Genomic DNA, 26,557 nt, shown 5'->3' with positions numbered 1-26,557 from the left:
TGACTGATGAAGCTACGTCTCTTACCTGTCGTCATGAGTGTTATTATCTCTGCTGGAGTGTTATTCGGTGGTTGGTTCGCTTACACAAGTTTAGCTATGGAGAATCCATTATCTGATATCATTAGCAAAGTTCCCGGTGTGACAAGCTCAACGATGAAATTAGATAACAACCAAGTTGACATACAAGTAAGTCTAAACCCAGACGCCAATTTAAGAAATGTTGTCGAACGTATTCATACAGACGGTGCATCCATTATCGGTAAACGTACTGTAAATATAGATGTGAAGAGCACCCCTTCCGAGAAACTGGATCAGTGGTGGTCTAAAGCATTATTTGATGTAGCACAAGCGATGGAGACGAAGCATTATGCAGATATTCCAACAACCCTGCAGAAATATGCTGAGGGAGTTCCAACTATGAAAGTAGACAGCGAAATGGATCAAAATTATGTATATATTCGTTTGACAGATGGTGATGCCACCAAATTCATCATGCTACCTAGAACTTCCCAGATAGGAGTGTGGCCGAATGAGTAAAATATATAAAGAAATTGGGATTGGATTTATACCGGTTCTCTTGATTTTTTTAGTTTTTCTAGGTGTGAATGTAATACCTATCTTGTTTGTTAGTGTATTGGGTGTTTCCTTGTTTTATATGATTAAAGGCCGCGGCGGTGCCGGGATATCTGCTGGCGGCGGTGATCGTAAAAGTAAAAATCGCACGCCCTCGTATTTGACGTTCGATGAGATCGGTGGACAAGATCGTGCTAAGAAAGAATTGATGGAAGCTCTTGATTTTCTGATCAAGCATGAAGAAATTAAGAAATTAGGGATTCGTCCACTCAAAGGGATTCTGCTTACTGGTCCTCCAGGAACAGGGAAAACGTTAATGGCAAAAGCGGCCGCGCATTATACGAATTCTGTTTATATGGCTGCTTCAGGAAGTGAATTTGTTGAAATGTACGTCGGTGTCGGTGCAAGCCGTGTGCGTGACCTTTTTAAAGAAGCTCGAACACGTGCTGTTAAAGAAGGCAAAGACAATGCGATTATTTTTATTGATGAGATTGATGTTATCGGTGGTAAACGTGATGGAGGTCAACATCGAGAGTACGATCAGACGCTGAACCAGCTATTAACTGAAATGGATGGTATTCATACGAATGATGCTCCCCGTATTTTGATCATTGCAGCAACAAACCGCAAAGAAATTCTCGACAGTGCTTTATTGCGTCCTGGACGTTTTGACCGACATATTGAAGTGGACTTACCGGATAAAAAAGGCCGTCTATCCATTCTTGATATTCATGTGAAAAACAAACCGCTAGCTCAAGGCGTTTCATTGGATATGATCGCTGATCAAACCTTTGGTTTCTCTGGGGCACAGCTAGAAGGCGTTCTGAATGAGGCAGCCATTTATGCGATGCGTGAAGATAAATTGGCTATCGAACAGCACCATCTTGCTTCTGCGATTGATAAAGTAATGATGGGGGAAAGAACGGATAAAGAAACGGCGCAAGAGGAAAAAGAACGGGTTGCGTATCACGAATTAGGTCACGCGATAATTGCTGAAATTGTTCGCCCTGGCTCTGTTTCTCAGGTTACCGTTAGTCCTCGGGGGAAAGCGTTGGGATATGTGCGTCATAATCCGCCGAAAGATCATTATTTGTACACCAAGGATTATATTGAACAGCAAATCATGATTGCTCTCGGCGGCGCCGCGGCTGAAGAAATCTTCTATGGTGGACGCAGTACAGGTTCGCGTAACGATTTCGAGCAGTCACTTTCCATGGTTCGTAATATGATGGATTCCGGACTTACTTCCCTCGGTATCATTGACCGTGATATGGTGACGAAGGATCAGCTCATGAAAGAGAATACGATCATCCTTGATGCGCTGATGATTCGCACAAAGGAGCTTTTAGAGCAGCAGCGTAGTGTATTCGAACATTCCTTTGCGATTTTGATGAAAGAAGAAGTTCTTTCAGGTGACACGTTCCGCAATCTGTTCGATGCTTCTGTTTCGAAGAGTGCATAAGTTGACCGTTGGCCTTGTGGCCAGCGGTTTTTCTTATGCCCACAAACTAGTTGTGGATAAGTTGAGGTCGGCTATAATAGAAGCTGCTCAAAGGAAGTTAAAGAAGGTAGAATACTTACGATCATCAGGGTTCTATACATAATTTGATCACATCCCAACCCTACATGCCTGAATTGTGTCAAAGCTGAGATAATCTCGCGAATGTTTTGTGTATACTAATGAAATTGGAGAACAAAAATTGTATGATATGATTGAGTTTTCAAGATGAGGTTGAATTGAGAATTCATTGAGAATGCGAATAATAAGTAGTTGGTAATGAACGCAGCGTGGGAGAAGGAGAAACTTGTTATGGTATTCAAAACAATAGGTGTAATCGGTGGGGGAACGATGGGACAGGGGATTGCAGAAATGCTCGCTGCCCGTGGTTTGGAGGTATTACTCGTTGAAAAAACAACAGATAAGCTCGATCGAGCCATGGAACAGATTACGGTCAGCTTAGATAAGCAAATAGAACGTTGGTCATTGACAGATACGGAGAAGAAGCTGATTTTAGCTAAAATCAGAAAAGCCGATTCGCTGGAAGACATGGCTGCTTGTGATATGGTCATAGAGACAATTTCGGAAGACTTGAATGCTAAAAAGCATGTATTTTTTCAACTGAATCAAATTTGTTCGCCAGCCATAATTTTAGCAACGAATACATCCACCCTTAGCGTGACTGAGATCGCCGCGGTCACCACGAATCCCGAACGTGTGATTGGACTTCATTTTTTACATCCCGTGGCGAAAATTAACCTCGTCGAAATTATTCGAGCGATGAAAACGTCAGACGAAACCTTCAATCGAACACGCCTTTTCGTGGACGAACTCCTTTTAAAGAAAAGTATTAAAGTCATGGAATCGCCTGGCTTCATTACAACGAGGCTTATTTGCACATTGATTAATGAGGCGCTGCACACGCTGTCCGAAGGTGTGGCTTCCGCTGAGGATATCGATAACGCTATGCGGATCGGCTATGATTTCAAATATGGTCCTCTGGAGATGTGTGACCGATTTGGATTAGATTCGGTACATGCAGCCCTAGAAGGTATGTTCCGCGATTATGGGGACATGAAGTACCGTCCGTCCTTCCTATTGAAACAAATGGTACGAGCGGGGCACCTAGGAGTCAAAACAGGAGAAGGCTTTTTCCGTTATGATAAGGACGGTGACCGTTTGTGAATATTCTCGTTATAAATGCAGGGAGCTCATCGCTTAAATACCAACTCTTCCAAATGGAAAATGAATCCGTTCTCGCCAAAGGCAAGGTAGAGCGAATCGGGATGGAAACCGCGATATTGACACACGAGCCGACGGGGAAAGCGGAAGTTCATGAGGTTAGGGAAATTCTCGAGCATACGACAGCTATTCGCAAAGTGCTGGAGCTGTTGGTACACCCTGAACACGGCGTGCTGGCGTCAACGTCGGAAATCGACGCCGTAGGCCACCGAGTCGTTCACGGTGGCGAATCCTTCAAGAGCTCCGTCCTCGTTACTGATGAGGTGAAGAAGGAGATCAAGCGGCTCTTCGATTTGGCGCCGCTCCACAATCCGGCGCATATGCTCGGCATCTCAGCGGTGGAGGCGAACATGCCCGGCGTGCCGCAGGCCGTCGTCTTCGACACCGCCTACCATCAGTCGATGCCGGCGCACGCCTACCTATACCCGGTGCCGATGGCGCTGTACCGGAAGCACAAGGTGCGCCGCTATGGCTTCCACGGCACCTCGCACAACTACGTGAGCGAGCGTGCCGCAGCCTTCCTAGGCCGCCCGCTGGAGCAGCTGAAGCTCGTTACCTGTCACATCGGTAACGGAGCTTCCTGCGCCGCCGTGATGGGCGGCAAGTCCGTGGATACGAGCATGGGAATGACCCCGCTCGAAGGGCTGATGATGGGCACGCGCAGCGGCGATCTCGATCCGGCCATCGTGCCCTATGCGATGAGCAAGGAGGATTTGACGCTGGGCGAGATCAGCTCCATGCTGAATAAGCACAGCGGGCTGCAGGCGATCTCGGGAATCTCCAGCGATATGCGGGAGATTGTCGAAGCACTTGAGGCGGGTGATAAGAACGCCGCGCTTGCTTTTGAGATGTATGAGTATCGGCTCCGCAAATACATTGGTTCCTACGCCGCGGCGATGAATGGCATCGATGCGATTGTTTTTACAGCTGGTGTCGGAGAAAATTCCGAGCTGCTCCGTCAAAAGGTGTGCGAACGGCTGACATTCCTCGGTGTGGAATTCGATGAAGAAGCGAACCGCAAGGGGAGAGGTCTGGAGAGGCGGATTACGAAGCAAGGATCCAAAGTGGAAGTACTTGTGATTCCAACCAATGAGGAGTGGGTGATCGCTCGAGATACATTTGGACTCGTTCAGTCACAAACCATCTGATTTTTTGAATGGCCATGATAGAGGTTTTCTAATGGAAATAGTGTACAATAAAGAAGTGTTCAATAGGCTCGAGGTATCGGCATTTATTGAATAAAATGATGAAGTCTAGATTTTCACGAAAACTTTAAGGAGGTTCTAAAGCAGAATGAAAAGTACGATAAGCGAAGTTAAACATCATGTCGGCGAGTCGGTTACCATTGGCTGTTGGCTAAACAAGAAACGCTCAAGTGGTAAAATTCAGTTTTTACAACTAAGAGACGGTTCCGGATATATACAAGGTGTCGTAGTCAAAAGTGACGTAGGAGAAGACGTCTGGGAGGCTGCGTCTAAGCTAACGCAAGAAAGCTCTCTTTACATAACTGGTAAAGTGAAAGAGGATACGAGGAGTAAAGGCGGCTATGAGCTTGATGTCCTAGGCATTGAAATCATCCAAGTGACGGAAGAATATCCGATAACTCCGAAAGAACATGGCGTTGATTTCTTGATGGATAACCGCCACTTGTGGATTCGGAGTCCACGTCAGCGTGCGGTGCTCGTGATTCGCGCTCAGATTATTCAGGCCGTTCAGCAATTTTTCAATGAGCGTGGCTTCCATTTGGTCGATCCTCCGATTCTAACCCCTTCCTCATGTGAAGGAACAACGAATTTGTTTCATACCAAATACTTTGATGAGGATGCCTTCCTTACACAAAGCGGACAGCTCTATATGGAAGCAGCTGCGATGGCACTTGGCCGTGTGTACTCTTTCGGTCCTACATTCCGTGCAGAGAAGTCCAAAACACGCAGACATCTTATCGAGTTTTGGATGATTGAACCGGAAATGGCTTTTGTCGATCATATCGAGAACCTGGAAGTACAGGAGCAATTCGTTTCTTATATCGTTCAAACCGTGCTCAAAAATTGCGGAACAGAGCTGGAAACCTTAGAAAGAGACACAACGAAGTTGGAGAAAATTCAAGGCAGCTTCCCGCGAATTACGTATGATGAGGCCGTAGACTATTTACAAAAAAACGGTCATGAATTCGAATGGGGCGAGGATTTCGGCGCTCCGCATGAAACAGCGATTGCTGCTCAATATGAAACACCAGTTTTCATTACGCATTGGCCGACTGAAATTAAGGCGTTCTATATGAAGCCTGATCCTAGCCGTCCGGAAGTCGTGCTTTGTGCTGATATGATTGCGCCTGAGGGGTATGGGGAAATCATTGGAGGCAGCCAAAGGATTGATGATCCTGAGCTAATGGAGCAACGCTTCCAGGAGCATGAGTTATCGAAAGAAGCCTATCAATGGTACCTTGATCTTCGGAAATATGGCACCGTGCCGCATTCTGGTTTCGGACTTGGGTTGGAACGTACGGTTGCTTGGATTTGTGGTTTGGATCATGTGCGCGAAACGATTCCATTTCCTCGTCTCTTATACCGTCTGTACCCGTAAACGGGTTTATCGACCATGGGTAGAAAGGGGATCGGATGAGTAATGCAACCTAGTACACAACAGCAGATAGAAGCCGTCCTTGTGGCCGGCTTTCTGGAAGGGAATGTCGGAGTCCCAAGCCTTCTTCTCAAAAATTACCGCGCCCTTCAGTTGACTGAAATTGAAGTCATGACACTGATTCATTTGATATCATTTCTGGAAAAAGAAAAGAACGACTTTCCAACCACGGATGAGATTCAATTCCGCATGTCAGCTTCACCAGATCTGGTCATTGCCAGTCTGCAGAAATTGATACATGAGCAGTTCATCGCAATTGATGAGGATACAGCAGAAATAACGGGGATACGCAGTGAGCGATACAATCTTACGCCGTTATACCAAAAATTAGCCAAACGTGTGGCTGAGCAGCAGATGGCAGAGTTAAGCACGATCCGCGCATCCATCCCGTCTGACGAGAGTGCTAAAAATATTTATTCAACATTTGAAAAAGAATTTGCACGTCCGTTAACGCCTATGGAACTGGAAACAATCAGCGGTTGGTTGGATAAGGATATGTACAAAGAAGAGCTTATTATGACGGCTCTCAAAGAAGCTGTATTTGCAGGTAAAGTGCATTTCCGTTATATTGATCGGATATTACTGGAATGGAGCCGCAATCGAGTTGCGACTGTGGACCAAGCCAAGGAATATTCACAACGGTTTCGACAATCTAGATAGTAAGGAAAACGTCCTAATCTTCTCACAGTTCTCAACTGGAGAAAATGGGACGTTTTTTCATTGGGGCTGCCAGTTTTTGTAATGCTTATTAGCCAGACTATATAAGAGTGTGTTCAAACCAAAGGTTAAGAGATAGACAGGAAATGAGTAGATAAGCTGCCACCCATAATATTGAAACACCGAAAAGGTGACAGCAAGAGCTTCAAAGCCAACTGACGCAACCGACCAAACCAGGATATGTATAAACTGAAAAGGAGCACGAATTGGATACTTGTCATAAAAATACGCATAAAAATAACCAACTAGAGGAAAAGGAATCGTGTAAAGCAGAAAATCGTACAAATCATAGCTCGCGGTATCCATAATATCATACACATTATAAGGGTAAGAGGAAGACAAGATATTATCGACAGCTCGTCCCAAATAGGAGTTGAAAATCATCATGAGCAGTGCGACGGGAAGCGGAATTCGCTTAGGCAGCATGCAATATAGAAGGATCAATGCAATCATAATGATCGTAGCAAAGCCTTCGTTTGCGTCAAAAGTAATCGGTGGAATTAAGATCATACAGGTTGTTTGTCCCTACCTTTCAACCATCGAAGTACGTACATGAGTCCCATAGTAGAAACGATAAAAGTAAGCCACACAACAAACGACCACCAAAATTTCCAGTGTACGATATATACATAACCGGCAAGCTCCATAACAATAGGCATACTTGCTAAAATAAGGGTATAAATAATAGTCAGAATCGTGCGCAGCCCCTTATGATGCAATTTTAAATAAAAATGCAGAAACCAAATCATGGACATAGGAAATAGTAATAGATAATAGAACATGGTATCCCAAAATATTTGGTAGGTGCGATAAGGCACAATCAGTTGTAAATTCGTTACTACAATTTCAGAAAAATCTTCACCGAACAATGAGACCCAAAACCAATAGACTAGGACTTCGAAGAGATTCATGTTTTTTTTAACATATACATAAGAGATGAATAGAAGTAGAAATAAACTTGTATTAATGACTGAGAACATAGGCGTATTTGTATTCCTTTGCAAACGGATTTAACATGTAAACGTAGTTTTACCCATCTTGAGTGTTTCTATGAGACAAAAAAAAGTCAGAGCCTCGCCCATTTGGGCAAGGACCTGACTTTTTATTCATATACAGCTATTCATTGCCTTTATGCAGCAAGTGCGAGCGGTAAACATATTCGAAAAGGAACTCGAACGCTTCGAGATGGCGCTTAGCTTCAAAAGCATTCGCTCCCCAGGCATAAATGCCATGCTTACGCAGCACGATACCAGGAATTCGCGGAATAATCGCTCCTTCTACCAGCTCAGGGATGCGAGGGATTTCAGCATAATTGGGTAAAATGGGAATTTCGATTTGAGCTTCTTCATCCCAAATATTGAACGCCTTAATAAGCTCAACACCGTCTACAGGTATGCTTTTACGTTCCCAATACAGCTCAGAGATCAAATTATTGAATATCGTATGTACATGAAAAATGGCGCCTGCACCTGTTAAGCGGTAGATTTCACTATGAATCAAGGTTTCTGCCGATGGCTTCAGGCTAGTAGCCTCCGTCGGTTGGCCTTTCTCATTCACGAGTAGAAAATCCTCAGGTGTTTGCACGGATTTATCTCTACCGCTTGATGTGATAGCAAATGTGAATGCGTCGGGCTCGAAACCGCCCACACGAACAGACAGATTGCCGCTTGTTGCAGGAAACCATCCTCTGGCCGCCAAGTTTGCTTTAATATCGCGCAAATCAGCGAATGCACGCTGTTTGTCTTCCAGTAAAATACTCATACTACAGGTTCAGCCTCCAATTGCTTCATAATATCAAAGAAAGTATCGAATGGGTGATACGGATAGTCAAGCTGCTTACACATATCGATGAGATGAGAACGAGCAAAGATCGTATCGACCAGTTTAGCGCCCTCGAAATCCGTTATACTATCACCGATGATAATTCGCTCATATCGATTAGCGTCATAAGAGCGAATAATGCTTGTTTTGCACATCCCACAGTCTGTTGTACAATGCTCGTCACATCGGTTTGGCCACAAAATCTCAATCGTGTTTCCTTCAAATGTGCTGGCATTGCAGTAGATATGCTCACTTGGGATTGCAAAAGGCTTCAGCAGTGGATAGATAAAAAAATCAATGCCGCCGCTCGTAATCAAAAGCTTGATATTCTGTTCTTTGCAATAATCTACGAATTCTTTGAATCCATCACGAATCACAGCGTTATTGATCGCATATTCGACAATCTCATCCTTACGGGAAGTAGGGAGGAGGGCGAACATTTCACCAACACCTTGACGTATCGAGATGCTTTTATCTAAAATTCGTTCCACGATGGCTTCCCAACCAGCTGGGTTGAAATGCTTCATGATGGCAACGATGTTATCGTTCACCGTAATAGTACCGTCAAAGTCGCAAAAAATAATGCGTTCCTTACTCATTCTCTGATCCCCCAAGTGTCAATAGCTGTTTGTAACTCTGGATGTGTTTGGGCGTAGTCTTGAAGTGTAATTCCTTGCATAGTTGCATCAATCGCCTGACGGAAGGCTTGCCCACCCGCAATCGTTCCAAGTGGATGTCCATGGATGCCGCCACCTGCATTAACGATGACATCCTTGCCAAAATCACGCAGAATAAGCGGGACAAGACCAGGGTGAATGCCTGCTGAAGGGACAGGAAAGCTTGAAGCTAATTTCAATTGTACATGGGCAGGAGCGTTATAGGTGTAATCTTTTCGTAAATCTTCTGTTAGAAGCGCATGCTTAATCGCCATATTCTCTTCCCTAGGCATAACGACAGAGCCATAAGGAGAAGGGAACAGCACTAAATCTGCTCCAGCCAAACGCATAAGCTTGCCAAGCAGCACAGAAGCGGAAATCCCATAGTGCGGTGACGGATAAGTAGCGCCTGCCATGGCTGGATGAGCCATGATCGGAATCGTTATCTCCGGGTCGGAGCTTAATTCATACAGCGTATCGAAACCGTAAGCTAATACATTAAATAGTAAAGCGTTTGCTCCTGCACCGATTGCTTTCTTGGCTTGAGCTGCAAGCTTGGATGTTGGTCCTGTTAAATTGACAGCATAGAGCAGCTTTTGACCTGTTTCTTTGGTAGCTTGTGCAGCTGCTTCCAGGCAAATCTCGATCCGTTTTTCCAATGGTGTTAACGGATTTTCAAAAAGAATCTCATCGTCTTTAATGAGATCCACACCGCCAGCTGCTTGCAAATAAAATTGTTCGCGTAGTGCTGGAAGCTCATACCCAACTACCGATTTAAAGATGCTCATTAATAAAGGGCGATCATGCACACCAAGGAGATCTCGCACACCTTGCATACCAAATTTGGGACCGGTGAAGGCAGATAAGAAGTCAGATGAGAAAGATAAGTCAATTAGCTTTATTTTCCCGTCCATCGACAGTTTACCGAATACGGTGACTAACAAGGCAGGGATGTCCCTGCTGAAGTTCACATCTGGATATGCGATTGTGATGTTGGCATAGCGGTTTGAAATAGGCTCTCCCTGAGCGGGTTCATGGACTTCAACCGAAATCACTTTTCCTAAATGCTTCTCCATTTGGGCTTTTTGCGCTTCCGGCAGCTCGGTCCAGCTGCCAACCGTAAGGCCGACAGCGATGCTTGTTGCTTTTTTATGAAAATCGGCTTTCTCGTCGAAACTCCGATAGGTGGCTAGACAATATGCGTTCATCGTAAACATTCACCTGCTTTAGATAGAATTAGACCTTATGAAACTAGGAGGATTTCACTGCGGGGCTTGGCGCAGCTATTTGTTCGCCCATTTCTTTAGCTCGCTCTGCAGAACGGAATACGGCTTGTGAGATAGCCTCGCTAAACTGAAAACGATCCAACGCTTCTATAGAAGCTTGCGTAGCCCCATTGGGCGATGTAACCTTACGGCGAAGCTCAGCAGGATTTTCTTGTGTGAGCTGAACCATATGCGCGGCTCCGAGCACCGTTTGAAGTGTTAATTGATGGGCATCTTCTGCGGAAAGACCACCCTCAATACCAGCTTTGATCATGGCTTCCATGAAATAGTAGACATAAGCAGGACCGCTCCCAGACACGCCTGTCAGAATTTCTAATTTCTCTTCTTCCACGATCGTTACGATACCAACGGCCTCAAACATTTGGGTAGCAACTTGCTTGAATGTAGCATTGACCTTGGCGGAGAAGCTCATCCCTGTAGCGCCTAGACCAATTGTGCTGGACGTGTTCGGCATCGTACGAACAATCGGCATATTGGTTTGCAGCAGAGCTTCTGTTTTCGCGATAGAGAGCCCTGCGATTACCGAAACAAGAAGCTGCTGTTCGTTCAGAAGCGGCTGCAGCTCGGCGAAGGCATTCTCCACATCCTTAGGCTTCATGCAGAGAACGACGACATCGGCTTCACGCAGATAGGTTTCCTTCGTTAACGGGTCTGACGTTGCATGCAGTCCGTATTCCGATCGCAGAAAAGCTAACCTGTCTTGATCCGAGCGATTCATCACATATATATTTTGCGGATCAGCGACTTTTGTTTCAATGAGTCCGCGGATGATCGCTTCCGCCATCGAACCAGCGCCGACAAAGGCAATTTTGGTTTGGGATAAAGTAGTGGACATCGTACATTCCTCCTTGAATTTTGAATCGTTATTCGCGTATTTGTCCGCTTCCATAAACGCGGTATTTGGTTGAAGTTAATGCTGGCAGACCCATCGGTCCGCGAGCGTGAAGCTTTTGGGTGGAGATGCCGATTTCCGCGCCGAAGCCGAATTCAAAACCATCGGTGAAGCGGGTTGAAGCATTGTGATAAACAGCCGCTGCATCCACTTCCTGTAAAAATCTTTCAGCATTGGCCGCGTCTTCCGTCACGATACATTCGGAGTGCATCGTGCCGTATTCACGAATGTGAGCAAGGGCTTCATCGAGATCCTTCACAACTTTGATATTAAGAATGTAGTCCCCGTATTCGGTTTTCCAGTCTTCGATTTCGGCAACTTGCATACTAGGCACTAACTCACGAGCTCGTTCGTTACCTTTGAGCGCTACATGAGCACCTTTGAAAGCCTCTGCTATGGCACTCAAATGCTTTTCTGCAATAGACTCATGCACAAGTAATGTTTCCATGCTATTGCAAACTGAAGGACGCTGAGCTTTGGCATTGATACCGATGCGAACGGCCATATCGAGCTGTGCACTTTCATCTATAAAAGTATGACATACACCCGCACCTGTTTCAATGACAGGAACTGAGGCGTTATTGACAACATTTTGAATAAGCGAATGCCCGCCTCTTGGAATGAGTACATCGATGAGTCCATTCAATTTCAGCATTTCATCAACGGAACTGCGGTCTGCGCTTAGAATCAATTGAAGTGCATCAGCGGGAATGGCAGAACGGCTTAATGCACCGTGCAGAACTTCAACGATTTTCTCATTGGAAAATAGAGCGGAAGAACCGCCACGCAGAACGACTGCGTTGCCTGTCTTAAGACACAAACCAGCGGCATCAACGGTGACGTTAGGTCTTGCTTCATATATAATGCCAACCACACCAAGGGGCACACGGATTTTGCGAATGCGGAGTCCGTTTGGACGTTCAAAAGCTTCTAAAGTATCTCCAACAGGATCGGGGAGCTCGGCGATTTGGCGCAGACCTTCAGCGATCGCTGCAATGCGGGATTCATTTAGGGCTAGACGGTCGAGCAGGGAAGCGCTTGTGCCTAATTCTTTGCCTCGCTGCAAATCTTTGGCGTTCGCTTCGATAATCGCCTGCTGCTCCGTTACAAGGCTATCCGCCATAAGGAGCAGTGCTGCATTCTTTTGTTCAGTTGTAAGATTACCCATGGTCTGGGCAGCTTGTTTGGCTAATTTGGATTTTTGGATAACTTCACTCATGGGAAGATCGACCTCCTGTTTGGAATAAGGAATGGCAATGCGTAAGTATATGCTCGACAGATCGTTCATATTGACTGCCGTCTCGGCGTTCCTTACATTCGACTACACGCTCACTTGCTTTCTTGCCGACAGTTATCCGCAAAGGGAAGCCGAGCAAGTCCGAATCATTGAATTTAACACCAGGACGTTCATCCCGATCATCCCATAGGACGGAGTAGCCCGCCCTAACTAACGTTGTATAAATCTCTTCGGATAATTTCATTTGAACTTCATCCTGAACATGAACGGTCAGAAGATGAATGGTAAAAGGTGTAATGGACTCAGGCCATATAATGCCTCGTTCATCATAGTTTTGTTCGATAATGGCAGCCAGCACACGTGAGACACCGATGCCATAGCAGCCCATAATAATGGGCTCGGAAACCCCGTTCTCGTCGCTGAACGTTGCGCCAAGAGAACGGCTGTATTTGGTACCGAGTTTAAATACGTGGCCAAGTTCTATCCCTTTCGCAAAAGAGAGCTCGTGCCCACAATGGGAACATAGCTCACCTTGGGCGACATTGCGCACATCATGATAAGATATCGTTCCTAAATCGCGTTCAACCTCCACATGCATCAAATGGAAATCAGACTCATTGGCTCCAACGACAGCATCCTTCATGCCCCTGATAGAGGAATCAGCAATGATTCTTACATGCTCAAGTCCAATTGGGCCGATAAATCCGGCAATGGATCCCAGCTTCACTATGTCATCTTCGGAAAGCATGGAAACCTCGTTATTGGTGCCAATAGCATGCTTCAGCTTGATCTCATTTATTTCATAATCACCTCGCAGGAGGACGATAACTGGCTCTCCATCTGCTTGTAAGGCAACCGATTTAATGATCTGATTGGCGTCTATTCGTAGAAATTGACTAAGCTGTTTGATGCTTGTCACTTGCGGTGTGTGAACTTTCAATGGTTGCGAAGTCAGTAAAATGTTATCCACTCGCTCGGATATCGCTTGTTCCGGTACCGTCCCGATTGCTTTTTCAATATTCGCTGCATATTGGCAGGAGGTGCAGTGGACGATTGTATCCTCACCAACATCAGCCAGGGCCATGAATTCATGGGTATCTGTCCCGCCGATTGCGCCGGAATCGGCTTCAACCGCTCGGAACTGCAATCCGCAGCGTGTGAAAATGTTAACATAAGCGTTAAACATACTTTGATAGCTAGCATCAAGTCCGCTTTCCGAACGGTCGAAGGAATAGGCATCCTTCATAAGGAACTCTCGTCCGCGGAGCAGACCGAATCGCGGTCTGCGTTCATCGCGATACTTCGTTTGAATCTGATATAACGTGACAGGCAGCTTCTTGTAGGAATGAATCTCGTCCTTCACGATCGTCGTGATGACTTCTTCATGGGTTGCTCCCAGTGCAAACTCTCGGCCGTTCCGATCTTCCAGACGCATCAGCTCTGGACCATAGACATCCCATCTACCTGAGGTCTTCCACAGTTCGGAAGGGTGAAGAGCTGGCATTAGCATTTCCTGCGCACCGGCTGCATCCATTTCCTCTCGGACAATTTGTTGTATGTTTTGCAGGGCTTTAAGACCTAAGGGTAAGTAGGAGTAGATGCCACTGGAGAGCTGTCGTATTAATCCTGCACGCAGCATCAGTCGATGGCTAGCGGCTTCTGCATCTCCCGGAACGTCACGCAGGGTTGGGTTAAGCAATCGTTGTTGTCTCATAGCCCAGATAGCCTCGCTTTCTTCATTAGGTTAAAGGAACCCATTCATCACGGTGAATGACTTCGATTCGAGCAACTTCCACACGCTTCTGGACCTCATCGGTCGATAGGCCTGCGGCGGCTTGCACTTGCCATGCCGCGTAATTGACGACGCCGCGTCCTAGCAGCGTGCCTTCGATGCTGATCACCTCGACAACGTCGCCGGGGTGGAAATCTCCTGCAGCGCCTGTGATGCCGGCAGGAAGCAAGCTCTTGCCTCCGCTGAGCAGGGCCGCCTTCGCGCCTTGGTCAACGATGATTTGCCCTTGGGGCAGCGAGTGAAAGCCGACCCATTGTTTCTTCACCGGCAGGTTGTTCAGCGCCGTGTCGAAGTACGTGCCCTTGCCGCTTCCATCCACGGCATGCGGCAAATCACCGGGCTCGAGTACGCGCCCGATGAATACCGGCACGCCCCCGCGCATTGCGATGCGGGCGGCCTCAACCTTCGAGCGCATGCCGCCGGTGCCGACCGCGCTCCCAGAGCCTCCAGCGAAGCTGAACAGCTCATCGCTGATGGCGTCTACGCGATCGATACGCTGTGCGTTCGCGTTTTTGCGGGGATCGTCCGTGTACAAGCCGTCCATGTCTGTAATGATGATCAATTTGTTTGCTTTGACCAAATTGCCAACCAAGGCTGACAACGTATCATTGTCGCCGAATTTCAGTTCATCCACCGCGACGGTGTCGTTCTCGTTAATGATCGGCACGACGCCGCGCTGCAGCAGCTCGTCGACCGTCATTAGCGCGTTCTGCACGCGCTTGCGGTTAGAGAAGTCGTACCTAGTGAGCAAAATTTGCGCCACGCTGATGCCGTGGGACGCAAATGCTTCGTGGTACGCCTGCATGAGAAGCGCTTGGCCGACAGCGGCTGCGGCCTGTTTCTCGTGCAGTACCTTGGGCCGCGTACGGTAGCCAAGGGAGGTGAAGCCTGCGGCAACTGCGCCGGAGGTAACCAGCAGGACTTGATGGCCGTCCTGCTTCAATTGCGCCAGCTCCGATGCGAAAAAGCGTATTTTATCCGGGTTGAGGCCCCCGGTATCTGAAGTTAAAGAGCTGCTGCCGATTTTGACGACGATTCGCTGAGTCATATCGATCCCATCCTTTGATTTACATGTATGTAGATACAAAAAAGACTCCCGTCCTCAACACATAAGGACGAAAGTCTGTAGCTTCCGCGGTACCACCTTAGATTGGCGCACACCGATAGCGGCTGCACCCAACTCTAGATTCCCTAAATAACAGCAGGGCACTGTTCAACTCATCGTTGACTGTTCAGGGGCGGGTTCGGAGTCGGTTCACGGCAAGCTCTCTCAGACTATGGAGCTTACTCTCTGGTTACGTGCTTAACGGTTCCTACTATTCCCATCATAACGTTGCGATATAGAAGTTTTTGAGGACTTCCTTTTTTGATTCTATCTAGAATAGCACGCTGCACAAGCGTTTGTAAAGTAGCAGAAGCCTCTATATTTTCTGCTTATCCAAATAGATTCAGCTTACCGATTCGTTGCACGGCTTCTGCTAATCGTTCTTCAGAGGATAAGAGGCCAAGCCTTACATAGCCTTCTCCGTGCGTTCCAAAGCCAACGCCTGGTGCGACGACAACCTTCGCTTCTTGCAGAAGCAAATCGGCAAGACTCTGTGAGGTGTGTCCTTTTGGAACGGGCAGCCAAGAGAAGAAAGAACCCTGTGAAGGGCGTGCATGCCAACCGATATTGGAAAGAGCTGCATAAAGGGCATTGCGGCGGCTCTCGTAAACATCACGCAGCTCAGTTACACAATCTTGCGAGGCTGTGAGAGCTGTTGCGGCTGCCGCTTGGATACCGCCGAACAGCGAGCAGTAGTAATGATCCTGCATCAAGTTAATAAGGCGGATAACTTCTCGGTTCCCTAGGGCAAAACCAACACGCCATCCAGCCATGTTGTACGTTTTGGAGAGGGTATAGAACTCGATACCCACTTCTTTGGCGCCTGGTGTCTGCAGAAAGCTAACCGGCTTCTGACCGTCAAAGCCTATCGCACCATAGGCGAAATCACTTGCGACGACAACACCATGCCGGTGCGCGAATTCGACCGTTTCTTCATAAAAGGAAGCAGGAGCCGTAGCGCCTGTCGGGTTGTTCGGATAATTAATGAACATCAGCTTCGCGCGGTTCAAATCGGATTCTTTGAGCTGTGAGTAGTCAGGCAGAAAGTTGTTTTCTTCACGCAGAGGCATGAAAGCCATTTCGGCGCCGGCAAGAGCAACCCCGGACCAATAATCCGGGTAGCCAGGATCAGGAACCAGACAAACATCGCCGGGATTTAGTAAACATTGAGCTATCTCAATCAGTCCTGTTTTACCCCCAAAAAGAATCGCTACTTCCGTTTCGGGATCCAGATCTACGTTGTGATCCTCCTTATACCTTTGAGCAATGGCTTGTTTCAAAAATGGAAATCCGCTGAAGGGCGGATATTTATGATACAACGGATTAGCAGCCGCTTCTTGTATGGATGACACGATATGCGGAGGCGTAGGGCGGTCAGGATTCCCTTGGCCGAGATTAATGACGTCATGACCCGCAGCAATTTGCTCATTTGCTTTGCGTACGAGTGTTGCAAAAAATTGGGTTGGAAGTCCATTCATACGTTCAGCAGGCTGTATCGTAAATGGGCTTGTAGTTTGGGATGTTTTTGTCACGATTTAATTCACACTCCGGAGGTCGGGATTTTAATTAATAACCTTAATGTAACATGATTAATCTTTTTTTCATAGTGATGAAAATAATCGATTTTACATCGAACGGTCAATATCATAAAGTTAGTTCATTAGTGACGGAAAGGTGCTGAAGACCATGTCGGACAACACATTAGTGGCACAAGTTTTTTTGCAGGAATCCATACGTGCATTTGAAAATATGAAGAAGTTGGCGGATAAAGCTTTCGCGCAAACGGAAGATGCTCATTTTTATCTAACGTTAGATGAAGAGTCGAATTCGTTAGAATTGTTGATTAAGCACATGCATGGGAACATGTTGTCACGGTGGACAGATTTTTTAACAACGGATGGGGAAAAGGAAACGCGCCAGCGTGACGGTGAATTTGAAAGCAGCCAATACACACGGGAAGAGCTTATTTCCTTATGGGAGGAAGGCTGGAAGGTTCTGTTTGATACACTGCATGCACTCACTCCGGATGATGTTCTTAGGACCGTCCAAATTAGAGGAGAAGGGCATTCTGTGCTTCAAGCTATTCAGCGACAAGTGTCTCATTATGGCTACCATGTGGGGCAAATCGTTCTGCTCAGTGAGCATTGGGCCAATCATCATTGGGAGACTTTAAGTATAGCAAGAGGACAGTCCAAAGCGTTCAAACCTTCAGGAGTTCCATTGAGTTCAAACTTAAATTAGACTACTATAGAGAGATATTGGTAATCTGCCGCCCGAAAGGAGTCATCTTAGTATGTCCGAATCACAATTACTTCACATTGCACTAATTCAAATGGATATTCAGATCGGTGAACCCGATACGAACTTTGCTCAATTGGAGAAGCTTCTGCATCAAGCGGTGAGTGGAGATCAAAAGCCTGATGTGATCGTATTTCCAGAGATGTGGAATACAGGTTACGCCTTAACTGAGATTCAGCAGTTGGCTGATTCTAACGGTGTTAGGACGAAAGCCTTTTTGAGTGATTTTGCCCGGGCTCATCGTGTCAATATCATCGGCGGATCCATTGCTGATAAAAGAGACGATCGTGTTCTGAACACGATTTATGCGTTTGATCGCGAAGGCGCGGAAACAGCCGAGTATTCCAAAATCCACTTATTCCGGCTTATGGACGAGGAAAAGTTTCTACATAGCGGTGATCAGCTTGGCCGATTTGAGCTTGAAGGCGTTCCGGCTGGCGCGATGATATGCTATGACATTCGTTTCCCTGAGCTTGCGCGCAAATTAGCGCTGGATGGAGCAAGGATTTTGTTCGTACCTGCGGAATGGCCGCACCCGCGTTTGCACCACTGGCGTACGCTGCTCATGGCCAGAGCCATTGAGAATCAGATGTATGTCGTTTCCTGTAATCGTGTTGGGACTAGTGGAACGACGGATTTCTTTGGGCACTCGATGGTTATTGATCCTTGGGGCGAAGTGTTGGTGGAAGGCGATGAGAGCGAAGCGATTTTGCATGCAACCATCGACCTGACAGAGGTTGTACGTGTTCGCGCTAAAATTCCGGTCTTTGAAGACCGCCGTCCACATTTGTATTAGTCTAAAATAAAATATACCTGCACCTATTTGATTTTTTGTCGGTTTTTCTGTAAACTAAAGCCAATTGAATGATCAATTGTGGCTGTGAAGGATGAATAGTACTTGAACAACTTCAAGTTCAGCGAGCTGGGGACGGTGAAAGCCCAGATTGAAGCTCAAGGAAAAGGCTATCCGGAGCCAATACGATAAAGGGGATACGCTGCTTTACGAGTGTATCAACTAGGGTGGAACCGCGGGTGCGTAAGGCTCTCGTCCCTAGGCATTATTTGATGCCTTTGGATGTTGAGCTTTTTTGGCGTCTGCTCATATCCAAATGGTCGTCAAAGGTCATTGACCTATAAACGAGAAGCTGAAGGAGCGAACGAACAATGAGCGTTACTATGGATCAAGTTGTAGCATTAGCGAAGCACAGAGGTTTTGTATTCCCAGGTTCAGAGGTGTATGGCGGTTTGGCTAACACATGGGATTACGGTCCGCTTGGTGTCGAGCTGAAAAACAACATCAAGCGTGCTTGGTGGAAAAAATTTATTCAAGAATCCCCCTATAACGTGGGTCTTGACGCAGCAATTCTGATGAACCCGCAAGCTTGGGTAGCATCCGGTCACGTAGGTAATTTCAACGATCCAATGATCGATTGCAAAAGCTGTAAAGCTCGTCACCGTGCGGATAAATTGATTGAAAATAAACTGGCGGAGAAAGATATCGAAATCATCGTTGATGGCATGACGTTTGACGATATGATGAAGCTTATCGTAGAGCACAACATCGTATGTCCGGATTGCGGCAGCAAGGATTTCACGGAAATTCGTCAGTTCAATCTGATGTTCAAAACCTTCCAAGGCGTAACGGAAGCTAGCTCTAACGTCGTTTACTTGCGTCCGGAAACTGCACAAGGGATTTTCGTCAATTTCAAGAACGTTCAACGCACGATGCGCAAAAAGATGCCATTCGGAATCGGCCAAATCGGTAAAAGCTTCCGTAATGAAATCACACCTGGTAACTTTACATTCCGTACTCGTGAATTTGAACAAATGGAGCTTGAGTTTTTCTGTAAGCCCGGCGAGGACATGAAATGGTTCGAATACTGGAGAAGCTTCTGCCATAATTGGCTGTTGTCCCTAGGTGCCAAAGCGGATAACCTTCGCCTTCGCGATCACAACGACGATGAGTTGTCCCACTACAGCAATGCGACGACGGATATCGAGTACAAATTCCCGTTCGGCTGGGGCGAGTTATGGGGTATCGCGGATCGTACAGATTTTGACTTGAAGCAGCATATGGAGCACTCTGGTGCGGACTTCAACTATATTGATCCAGAAACAAACGAGCGTTACATTCCATACTGCATCGAGCCTTCCCTAGGAGCAGACCGCGTTACGTTAGCGCTTCTGATCGATGCTTTCGAAGAGCAAAAGCTGGAAGGTGACGACAGTCGTACAGTTCTGCATTTCCATCCTGCACTGGCACCGATTAAAGCAGCTATTTTCCCGCTTTCCAAAAAGTTGAATGAAGGCGCGCAGGCTGTATTCGCCGATCTAGCGAAGCATTTCATGGTGGATTATGATGATACGGGTTCTATTGGTAAGAGATACCGCCGTCATGATGAAATCGGTACACCGTTCTGTATCACATACGACTTTGAGTCCGAAACAGATGGTCAAGTAACGGTGCGTGACCGTGATACCATGGAACAAAAACGAATACCAATTTCTGAATTGAAAGCATTCATTGAGAATTCACTTCAATTCTAATACCAATTTAAACCAAGCCCCCTGTGAGAACGTCGATTGACGTGTTACAGGGGGCTTTTTTTAGATGACATAATCCAAAATTTCGCTGTAAGGTAAGTAGCGTGTTACACCCCGGAGAGGCGGGCTATATACATGAATGGAAACAGCAGGCTCGTGGAAAGGATTGCTTAACTGATGAATTTGCTGGCAAGGTGCTTCAAAATATTCACCTGACCCAATATAGTCATCTGTTTGGGCGACGGGATAACCTTCTGAATCCAATCGATACTTGGTATTGACTAACGTTCCCTCAACTAAACAAGCGGAGCCGATGGACGAGCCATGGTTATGAATCGCGGTTGCCTCCGAAGCAGGTATGTGAATCACAATAACTTCGAGATCTTTCGTGCTATAAACGACATTCCGACCATAAGGTAGTTGTTTGGGCTCTGTTTTATATACAGGCACCTCATGAAGTAAGTTGTCTAAGGATTGTAGGGCTACTTTCAGTTGTTCTAAGGTGGGTTCTTGCAATTTACAGAATGTCTGCTCAATTGCTCTTAATAATGTCATGGTTTCCGCCTCCTAGGCTAATGCTATCTTTTTATCATTTATTATTGGGGAATGGATAAGTTTTATTTATATATCGTATGCATTCAGAGGTCAAAAGGTTAGAATGATCTGTGGAATTTTAATCAATTTGGTAAGTAATCGGTCTGTGGACGGGGATTTTTTCATACTCTAGAGCGATTCCTTTAAGAGATGGTTATGTCAAAATTGAAAGAGTGGAGGTTCCTTCGAAGTGCAAGCGTTTGGTAAAACGTGAAAAGAGAGGATGAGACTAATGATGGTGGATATAAAAGAAGAAGACACGAAAGCGATACTCGCCATTTTCGAGTCGCTTGGCAAAGCTTGGAATGAGCATAATGGGCAGGCGTTTGGCTTATGTTTTACTGAAGATGCGGACTATGTGACCTTCAACGGACAACATATCAAGGGGCGACAAGATATTGCGGATATTCATCAGAAGCTGTTTGAAGGTGTGTTGAGAGGCTCGTCGATGATGAATGGCGGTTCCATACAGGTTCGATTCCTATCTCCCGAGCTGGCTATTGCTCATTGTGTTGGTGCTGTTAAACTCAGATGGCAGAAAAAAGCGCCAAAGAACAGGGATTCTATCAATACGAATGTGATTGTCAAAGAAAAAGGCGATTGGAAAATTGCAGCTTTTCACAACTGCCGCATCCAACCGCCGAATTTTATTCAAAAATGGTTTATGAAATAATCACATTTGCATAGCTTAAACCCGGAACGGAGGCAACCGTCTGCCATCGATATCCGTGAAGCCATACTGCTCCGCTAGGGTACCTACCTCGAGAAGCTGACCTGCCTTTATACTTACAAGAGGATCGGATGCTAAAGCGACAACTGCGCGACCGATATATTCCACAGATTCCGTCGTATGAAGTGCTTCGACTTTCATGAAATCAGGATCACCTGGTTCTAAACCATAATGCTTATAAACGGCTTCCGTTCGCATCCAGCCTGGTGCTAAAGTAAGCGCGGTTACATCGATATGGTTTGCTTTCAGATTTTGAGACATGGCGCGCGTCATATTCGCAACCGCTCGTTTCACTTGTGTCATAAAAAACGTTGATAGGGTAGTCGCCGCCAATGTCAGAGTAGACGCCTGTGTTAATCAAAAGACCGCGATTTTGTTCGAGAAAAAAGGTAGACATTGCATACCGGCTTGAAACCATCTGAGCACGCAGTCCTGCCTCGAACATTTTGTCCCAGCGCGTCATCGGCTGCTCCCAAAAGGGAACAGAAAAATCGACATCATAATAATTCTCGTAACCACCCCAGGCATTATTGACCACAACATCGAGCGTTCCTTGTTCTTGTTGAATACGTTCGTACAAAGTTTTGACATCTGCATCGATGGTATGGTCACAACGAACGGCGATTCCTAATCCACCGCGCTGTGTAACAGCTTCAGCGGTATCTTCAATTGTACCCGTGAGATCTGTTCTCGTGGACTTCGTTCTCGTACTGCGTCCAGTCACATAGACAGTGGCCCCAGCCTCCCCAAGTGCTAAGGCAATGCCGCGGCCGCCGCCTCGACTGGAACCGGTAACCAAGGCAACTCGACCTTGCAGGTTTTTTGTATGCATCGTTGTACCTCCTTAGAGTTTATCACCAGAAGAAACATCATTATTCGCTTCGTGAGCTCAGTTTTAATGTTACATCGAATCCATGACAATTCTTGTCATAGTATTTAAAGCCTGGAGAGATGTATCGCTCGACTCTATCTAATAGAAAATGCTTTATACTCGTTCATTTATATGCACTTTTTGCAGTTATCCCTTTGGAATACGACCGATTTCATTTCAAGTTAAATCATTCCCATATGCATGCTGCATAGCACGAATTTGCTCACGAATCCAAATCACCATCTCCAAGGGCTCTTCGACTAGGGCGTCCGCACCCAAACTGAGAAAATACTTTGAAAAGTACGATAAATTACTTCGATGCATGTCAGCCACTAATAGTCCACTGCCATCGTCATTGAGTTTCACATTTGCGTCCAGTCCATTACTACGCTCATATGTCCTAACTCCAGCTGGAGTCAGCTTCACCCGGAGCTTCATGGTCATAGGGCCTGCCTCACGCTCTTGCCCTGCTAACAGCCAATCACCAATTGTGTAATGTTTGATGTTTTTACTCGGATGAGAGGATTCGGCTCGTTCCAAGCGGTGTATGCGATCAGCGCGAAATAAGAGGAATCCTTCTTTTTGAAAGCAATAGGAGGGGAAATACCAGAAACCATTAGACGCGTAAATACCAATTGGCTGCACGACTCTCTCTGTGGTTCCATCTTTAGACGCGTAGGTTAAGCGTAAAGGTATTTCATCAATTGACGCTTCCAACAACTGCTCCAAGAAGGGGGAACCTTGAGTTCGCGTAGGCGTCCAGAAGGATACCCGATCTTTAAGTGCATCGATTCTCACCTTCGTATCCGTAGGGAGATAGTGATAGAATTTATTAAGAGCAGATGTCGATTCCGCTGCAAAAGGGAGCGCTCCATAATATTGGAGCGATTGAAAGGCGAAGAACATCGCAACAGCCTCTTGTTCGGAGAATAGAATCGGAGGGAGCATCCGCTTCTTTAATAAGCGATATCCCCCGTGTGGGCCAAATTCGGTATAAAGCGGCATACCAAGCTCACTCAACTCTTGTAAATCGCGGTGCATCGTGCGTTCCGAGACGCCGAATTCATCGGCCATCTCTTTTGTAGTGAACTGCATACGTTCGTTTACTGCCATCATCAACTGAATTAACCGTTGAGTTTTATTCATTGCTGGGTTTACCTCCTATGCTAACCGATTGTTCGCATAACCTCTTTCATAGTGGAAACGAAAGCTTCAGCAGCTTTGGAGATGTATCTGCCTTTACGATAGGCAATAACGAGTGTACGAGTAGGTCTGCCTTCAAGGGGAAGGTGAATCGGAGATAACTCACTGAAGCTTCTTTTTGAAATTAAATATGGGACGAAACCGATTCCCATGCCTGCAGCGACGAGGGACTGAACCGTCTCCATATTGCTGGACTCGAAGACAATATTGGGGGTAATGCCAGCTTTTTGGCATAGATCAAGCGTTAGCTTGCGAAATCCTTGTCCTTTTTTCAAAGCGATGAAAGCTTCCTTCTCTAATTGTTCGATTCGAATTGGTTCTTTACTTGCTGCTAATCGATGCAGTGGAGGTACCGCGAGGACGATTTCTTCCTCCAGCAAAGTCTCATAAACGAGAGAGTCCTCTCGTAATGGTAATGAGAGCAGCGAGATATCGGTTTGTCCATTCATCGTAAGTGTTTCTAAGTTAGAGGATGTCTCTTCAACGAGTGTAATTTCAATATCCGGATATGCCGCTTGAAAGACAGGAACCACGAAAGGCAGGATCGTTGAACCTGTAATTGGCATACTGCCTACCACAAGTCGACCCTTTTTCATCTGTGAAATGTCTTCCATTTCTTTCTTCAGCTGTTCGACCATGTCGAGGATTTTTTGTGATTTTTCAACAAAAAGGGACCCAGCGTGAGTAAGCTCAACTGAATTGGTGCTGCGCTGGAAAAGAAGGACGCCGATCTCTTTCTCTAGCTTGGATAGCTGCTGGCTAAGTGAAGGCTGTGCAATATGAAGCTTCTCCGCGGCGCGCGAGAAATTTCGTTCGATCGCAATTTGAATCGCATATTGAAGTTGACGTAGTTCCATAGTGAGGCTCATCTCCTGAAAGTAATAATCATAGCTTGTTTTATTGATACAGCCTATAAAGTATAAAGATAATATACCAGATTTTAAGCTTTGATATGAGAAAAGCTCGTTCCGTATTCTCAACAGAAGAGCATCCGTGTTTAGAGGTACAAGTAAAAGCAGCCTGCGGACAAAATCCACTGACTGCTTTTTTGAAATAAAGTATATGATCATGAGTTAAGTAATGTTAACTACCTCTTCTGCCTGTAACCAAATTGAATACCAAAGAGATGACGGCCAAAACGAGCAGTAGATGGATTAAATTTCCTCCGATATCAAAACCGATTCCTAAAGCCCACAAGACAAGAATCACTACAAAAATGGTCCAAAGCATAAGTAACACATCCTTTTCAAAATGTCATAATTGCTTATGCAAGATACTAACCACCTTTTTTATATTCGAATCATCCTATAGGAATAATCTATGAAGCTTATAGTTATTATATCTTGGAGCTATGACGTTATCCGTGCTAAACTACGTTATGAGGGTAAGACATTAACAATTAGAGCGGATAATGACAAGAGGTGACTGGATATGAGTAAAAAGACAATGTTTCAGAAGATTTGGGATAATCACGTTATTAACCAGGAAGAAGGCAAGCCCAGCGTAATCTATATTGATTTGCATCTTGTGCATGAAGTAACTTCACCGCAAGCTTTTGAAGGCCTTCGTTTATCGGGTCGCAAGGTTCGCAGACCAGATCTAACATTTGCAACGATGGATCATAACGTGCCAACTAAGGATCGTTTCAACATCACAGATCCTATTTCCAAACAACAAATTGATACACTTTCACAAAACTGTCGCGATTTCGGCGTTACGTTGTTCGACCTAGACAGCCTTGACCAAGGTGTTGTACACGTTATGGGACCTGAGCTAGGACTTACACATCCAGGTAAAACCATCGTTTGCGGCGATAGCCACACATCGACACACGGCGCATTCGGCGCACTTGCTTTCGGTATTGGAACAAGTGAAGTAGAGCACGTTCTTGCTACACAAACACTGCAACAATCCAGAGCAAAATCATTGGAAGTACGCATTACAGGAAATCTGAAACCAGGCGTAACTGCAAAAGATTTGATTCTTGGCGTTATTGCTAAATATGGTACAGATTTTGCAACGGGTTATGTTATTGAATATACCGGTGAAGCGATTCGTGGTCTTTCCATGGAAGAGCGCATGACGGTTTGTAACATGTCCATTGAAGGTGGAGCTAGAGCAGGTCTTATTGCACCTGACGAAACAACATTTAACTACCTGCGTGGTCGTGAATACGTTCCACAAGGTGCTGACTTTGACGCTGCAGTCGCAGAATGGTCTAGCCTTGTTACGGATGAAGGCGCAGTGTATGACTGGGTGCTGGAGTTTGACGCTGATTCCTTGATTCCGCAAGTAACCTGGGGAACTAGCCCGGGGATGGGGACAAGTATTACAGCATTAGTTCCGGATCCGCAAAGCTTCGAAACAGAAAATGAACGTAAAGCTGCTGAAAAAGCGCTTGAATATATGGATTTAACACCAGGTACGCCAATGACTGAACTGAAAGTTGATTATGTTTTCATCGGTTCTTGCACAAACGGACGAATTGAAGATCTTCGTGCTGCAGCTAAAATTGCACAAGGTTACACAGTAGATCCAAGCGTTACAGCTATCGTAGTCCCAGGTTCCGGACGCGTTAAAATTCAAGCTGAAAAAGAAGGATTGGACAAAATTTTTGAGGGTGCTGGCTTCGAATGGCGTGATGCGGGCTGCAGTATGTGTTTGGCTATGAACCCAGACGTGCTGCAACCAGGTCAACGTTGTGCATCGACATCCAACCGTAACTTCGAAGGTCGTCAAGGCCGCGGTGGACGTACGCATCTCGTGTCTCCAGCAATGGCTGTTGCAGCAGCAATCAAAGGTCATTTCTACGATGTTCGTGATTGGGAAATCAAAGAATACCAACAAGCTTAATTTGA

Annotated in this window: 27 protein-coding genes; 11 read left to right on the top strand and 16 right to left on the bottom strand. The window is 46.0% G+C overall.

The genetic code is table 11. The annotated features are described in order from the left end of the window. Window positions 1–6: 6 nt before the first annotated feature. The 6 genes from ASD40_RS02515 (at window position 7) to ASD40_RS02490 (ending at window position 6,613) form a co-directional block, all read left to right on the top strand. Entirely contained in the window at window positions 7–537 is a 531-nt protein-coding gene (locus tag ASD40_RS02515) for a hypothetical protein (protein WP_057301767.1), read from the top strand. After that, on the top strand, window positions 530–2,035 hold the full coding sequence (locus ASD40_RS02510) for an AAA family ATPase (protein WP_057301766.1): 1,506 nt from the start codon (window positions 530–532) through the stop codon (window positions 2,033–2,035). The genes ASD40_RS02515 and ASD40_RS02510 overlap by 8 nt, the downstream gene beginning before the upstream one ends. A gap of 348 nt (window positions 2,036–2,383) precedes the next feature. Then, entirely contained in the window at window positions 2,384–3,256 is an 873-nt protein-coding gene (locus ASD40_RS02505; RefSeq protein ID WP_057301765.1) for a 3-hydroxyacyl-CoA dehydrogenase family protein, read from the top strand. Beyond that, window positions 3,253–4,461: an acetate/propionate family kinase gene (locus ASD40_RS02500; RefSeq protein WP_057301764.1), complete on the top strand. Its 1,209-nt coding sequence runs from the start codon at window positions 3,253–3,255 to the stop codon at window positions 4,459–4,461. Before ASD40_RS02505 ends, ASD40_RS02500 begins: the two co-directional genes overlap by 4 nt. Window positions 4,462–4,606: 145 nt before the next feature. Beyond that, window positions 4,607–5,896, top strand: a complete 1,290-nt coding sequence (gene asnS, locus ASD40_RS02495; protein ID WP_057301763.1) for an asparagine--tRNA ligase — start codon at window positions 4,607–4,609, stop codon at window positions 5,894–5,896. 42 nt (window positions 5,897–5,938) lie between these two features. Beyond that, a complete protein-coding gene (locus tag ASD40_RS02490) occupies window positions 5,939–6,613 on the top strand; it encodes a DnaD domain-containing protein (RefSeq protein ID WP_057301762.1) in 675 nt (224 codons plus the stop codon). A gap of 57 nt (window positions 6,614–6,670) precedes the next feature. Here the strand turns inward: ASD40_RS02490 and ASD40_RS02485 are convergent, their stop codons facing one another. The 10 genes from ASD40_RS02485 to ASD40_RS02440 form a co-directional block, all read right to left on the bottom strand. Then, window positions 6,671–7,180 carry a hypothetical protein gene (locus tag ASD40_RS02485; RefSeq protein WP_057301761.1) on the bottom strand — a complete coding sequence of 170 codons (510 nt, stop codon included), beginning with the start codon at window positions 7,178–7,180 and terminating at the stop codon, window positions 6,671–6,673. Then, on the bottom strand, window positions 7,177–7,581 hold the full coding sequence (locus tag ASD40_RS38425) for a hypothetical protein (RefSeq protein WP_156389872.1): 405 nt from the start codon (window positions 7,579–7,581) through the stop codon (window positions 7,177–7,179). Before ASD40_RS38425 ends, ASD40_RS02485 begins: the two co-directional genes overlap by 4 nt. A gap of 205 nt (window positions 7,582–7,786) precedes the next feature. Next, window positions 7,787–8,431 (bottom strand): methylthioribulose 1-phosphate dehydratase, encoded by a 645-nt coding sequence (gene mtnB / locus ASD40_RS02475; RefSeq protein ID WP_057301759.1) that lies wholly within the window; start codon window positions 8,429–8,431, stop codon window positions 7,787–7,789. After that, on the bottom strand, window positions 8,428–9,090 hold the full coding sequence (locus tag ASD40_RS02470) for a 2-hydroxy-3-keto-5-methylthiopentenyl-1-phosphate phosphatase (protein WP_057301758.1): 663 nt from the start codon (window positions 9,088–9,090) through the stop codon (window positions 8,428–8,430). The genes mtnB and ASD40_RS02470 overlap by 4 nt, the downstream gene beginning before the upstream one ends. After that, complete coding sequence (locus ASD40_RS02465; RefSeq protein ID WP_057301757.1) at window positions 9,087–10,355, bottom strand: 2,3-diketo-5-methylthiopentyl-1-phosphate enolase; 1,269 nt, start codon at window positions 10,353–10,355, stop codon at window positions 9,087–9,089. The genes ASD40_RS02470 and ASD40_RS02465 overlap by 4 nt, the downstream gene beginning before the upstream one ends. A 43-nt stretch (window positions 10,356–10,398) precedes the next feature. Beyond that, a complete protein-coding gene (proC, locus tag ASD40_RS02460; protein WP_057301756.1) occupies window positions 10,399–11,268 on the bottom strand; it encodes a pyrroline-5-carboxylate reductase in 870 nt (289 codons plus the stop codon). Between the two features lie 28 nt (window positions 11,269–11,296). Next, window positions 11,297–12,544 (bottom strand): glutamate-5-semialdehyde dehydrogenase, encoded by a 1,248-nt coding sequence (locus tag ASD40_RS02455; RefSeq protein WP_057301755.1) that lies wholly within the window; start codon window positions 12,542–12,544, stop codon window positions 11,297–11,299. Continuing rightward, window positions 12,537–14,276, bottom strand: coding sequence for a proline--tRNA ligase (locus ASD40_RS02450; RefSeq protein ID WP_057301754.1), 1,740 nt, complete (start codon window positions 14,274–14,276; stop codon window positions 12,537–12,539). Before ASD40_RS02450 ends, ASD40_RS02455 begins: the two co-directional genes overlap by 8 nt. A 25-nt stretch (window positions 14,277–14,301) precedes the next feature. Beyond that, window positions 14,302–15,402 (bottom strand): glutamate 5-kinase, encoded by a 1,101-nt coding sequence (proB, locus tag ASD40_RS02445; protein WP_057301753.1) that lies wholly within the window; start codon window positions 15,400–15,402, stop codon window positions 14,302–14,304. A 386-nt stretch (window positions 15,403–15,788) separates the two neighbouring features. Beyond that, complete coding sequence (locus ASD40_RS02440; RefSeq protein WP_442952625.1) at window positions 15,789–16,991, bottom strand: pyridoxal phosphate-dependent aminotransferase; 1,203 nt, start codon at window positions 16,989–16,991, stop codon at window positions 15,789–15,791. A 154-nt stretch (window positions 16,992–17,145) separates the two neighbouring features. Between ASD40_RS02440 and ASD40_RS02435 the strand changes: the two genes are divergently transcribed. From ASD40_RS02435 to ASD40_RS02425, 3 genes are all read left to right on the top strand, one after another. Next, window positions 17,146–17,700, top strand: coding sequence for a DUF1572 family protein (locus tag ASD40_RS02435; protein WP_057301752.1), 555 nt, complete (start codon window positions 17,146–17,148; stop codon window positions 17,698–17,700). A 52-nt stretch (window positions 17,701–17,752) separates the two neighbouring features. After that, window positions 17,753–18,553 carry a carbon-nitrogen family hydrolase gene (locus ASD40_RS02430; protein WP_057301751.1) on the top strand — a complete coding sequence of 267 codons (801 nt, stop codon included), beginning with the start codon at window positions 17,753–17,755 and terminating at the stop codon, window positions 18,551–18,553. A 368-nt stretch (window positions 18,554–18,921) separates the two neighbouring features. After that, on the top strand, window positions 18,922–20,304 hold the full coding sequence (locus ASD40_RS02425) for a glycine--tRNA ligase (protein WP_057301750.1): 1,383 nt from the start codon (window positions 18,922–18,924) through the stop codon (window positions 20,302–20,304). A gap of 60 nt (window positions 20,305–20,364) precedes the next feature. Here the strand turns inward: ASD40_RS02425 and ASD40_RS02420 are convergent, their stop codons facing one another. Then, window positions 20,365–20,856 (bottom strand): cysteine dioxygenase, encoded by a 492-nt coding sequence (locus tag ASD40_RS02420; RefSeq protein WP_057301749.1) that lies wholly within the window; start codon window positions 20,854–20,856, stop codon window positions 20,365–20,367. Between the two features lie 271 nt (window positions 20,857–21,127). Here ASD40_RS02420 and ASD40_RS02415 point away from each other — a divergent pair, with 271 nt between their 5' ends. After that, window positions 21,128–21,568: an SgcJ/EcaC family oxidoreductase gene (locus ASD40_RS02415; RefSeq protein WP_235549141.1), complete on the top strand. Its 441-nt coding sequence runs from the start codon at window positions 21,128–21,130 to the stop codon at window positions 21,566–21,568. A 15-nt stretch (window positions 21,569–21,583) separates the two neighbouring features. Here ASD40_RS02415 and ASD40_RS39005 read toward each other — a convergent pair whose 3' ends face one another. The 5 genes from ASD40_RS39005 to ASD40_RS36970 all read right to left on the bottom strand — a co-directional run bounded on the left by ASD40_RS39005 (window position 21,584) and on the right by ASD40_RS36970 (window position 24,929). Beyond that, window positions 21,584–21,886 carry a hypothetical protein gene (locus ASD40_RS39005; protein WP_200957346.1) on the bottom strand — a complete coding sequence of 101 codons (303 nt, stop codon included), beginning with the start codon at window positions 21,884–21,886 and terminating at the stop codon, window positions 21,584–21,586. Beyond that, window positions 21,801–22,457 (bottom strand): SDR family NAD(P)-dependent oxidoreductase, encoded by a 657-nt coding sequence (locus ASD40_RS02410; protein ID WP_200957344.1) that lies wholly within the window; start codon window positions 22,455–22,457, stop codon window positions 21,801–21,803. Before ASD40_RS02410 ends, ASD40_RS39005 begins: the two co-directional genes overlap by 86 nt. A gap of 216 nt (window positions 22,458–22,673) precedes the next feature. After that, complete coding sequence (locus ASD40_RS02405; RefSeq protein WP_057301748.1) at window positions 22,674–23,642, bottom strand: helix-turn-helix transcriptional regulator; 969 nt, start codon at window positions 23,640–23,642, stop codon at window positions 22,674–22,676. A gap of 20 nt (window positions 23,643–23,662) precedes the next feature. Next, window positions 23,663–24,556 carry a LysR family transcriptional regulator gene (locus ASD40_RS02400; RefSeq protein WP_057301747.1) on the bottom strand — a complete coding sequence of 298 codons (894 nt, stop codon included), beginning with the start codon at window positions 24,554–24,556 and terminating at the stop codon, window positions 23,663–23,665. 226 nt (window positions 24,557–24,782) lie between these two features. Beyond that, a complete protein-coding gene (locus tag ASD40_RS36970) occupies window positions 24,783–24,929 on the bottom strand; it encodes a lmo0937 family membrane protein (RefSeq protein WP_156389871.1) in 147 nt (48 codons plus the stop codon). Between the two features lie 201 nt (window positions 24,930–25,130). Between ASD40_RS36970 and leuC the strand changes: the two genes are divergently transcribed. Continuing rightward, entirely contained in the window at window positions 25,131–26,552 is a 1,422-nt protein-coding gene (gene leuC / locus ASD40_RS02395) for a 3-isopropylmalate dehydratase large subunit (RefSeq protein WP_057301746.1), read from the top strand. Window positions 26,553–26,557: the final 5 nt, after the last annotated feature.

This window comes from Paenibacillus sp. Root444D2 (assembly GCF_001426375.1).
GTDB lineage: Bacteria > Bacillota > Bacilli > Paenibacillales > NBRC-103111 > Paenibacillus_E.
This window is presented reverse-complemented; position numbering and strand designations above follow the sequence as displayed.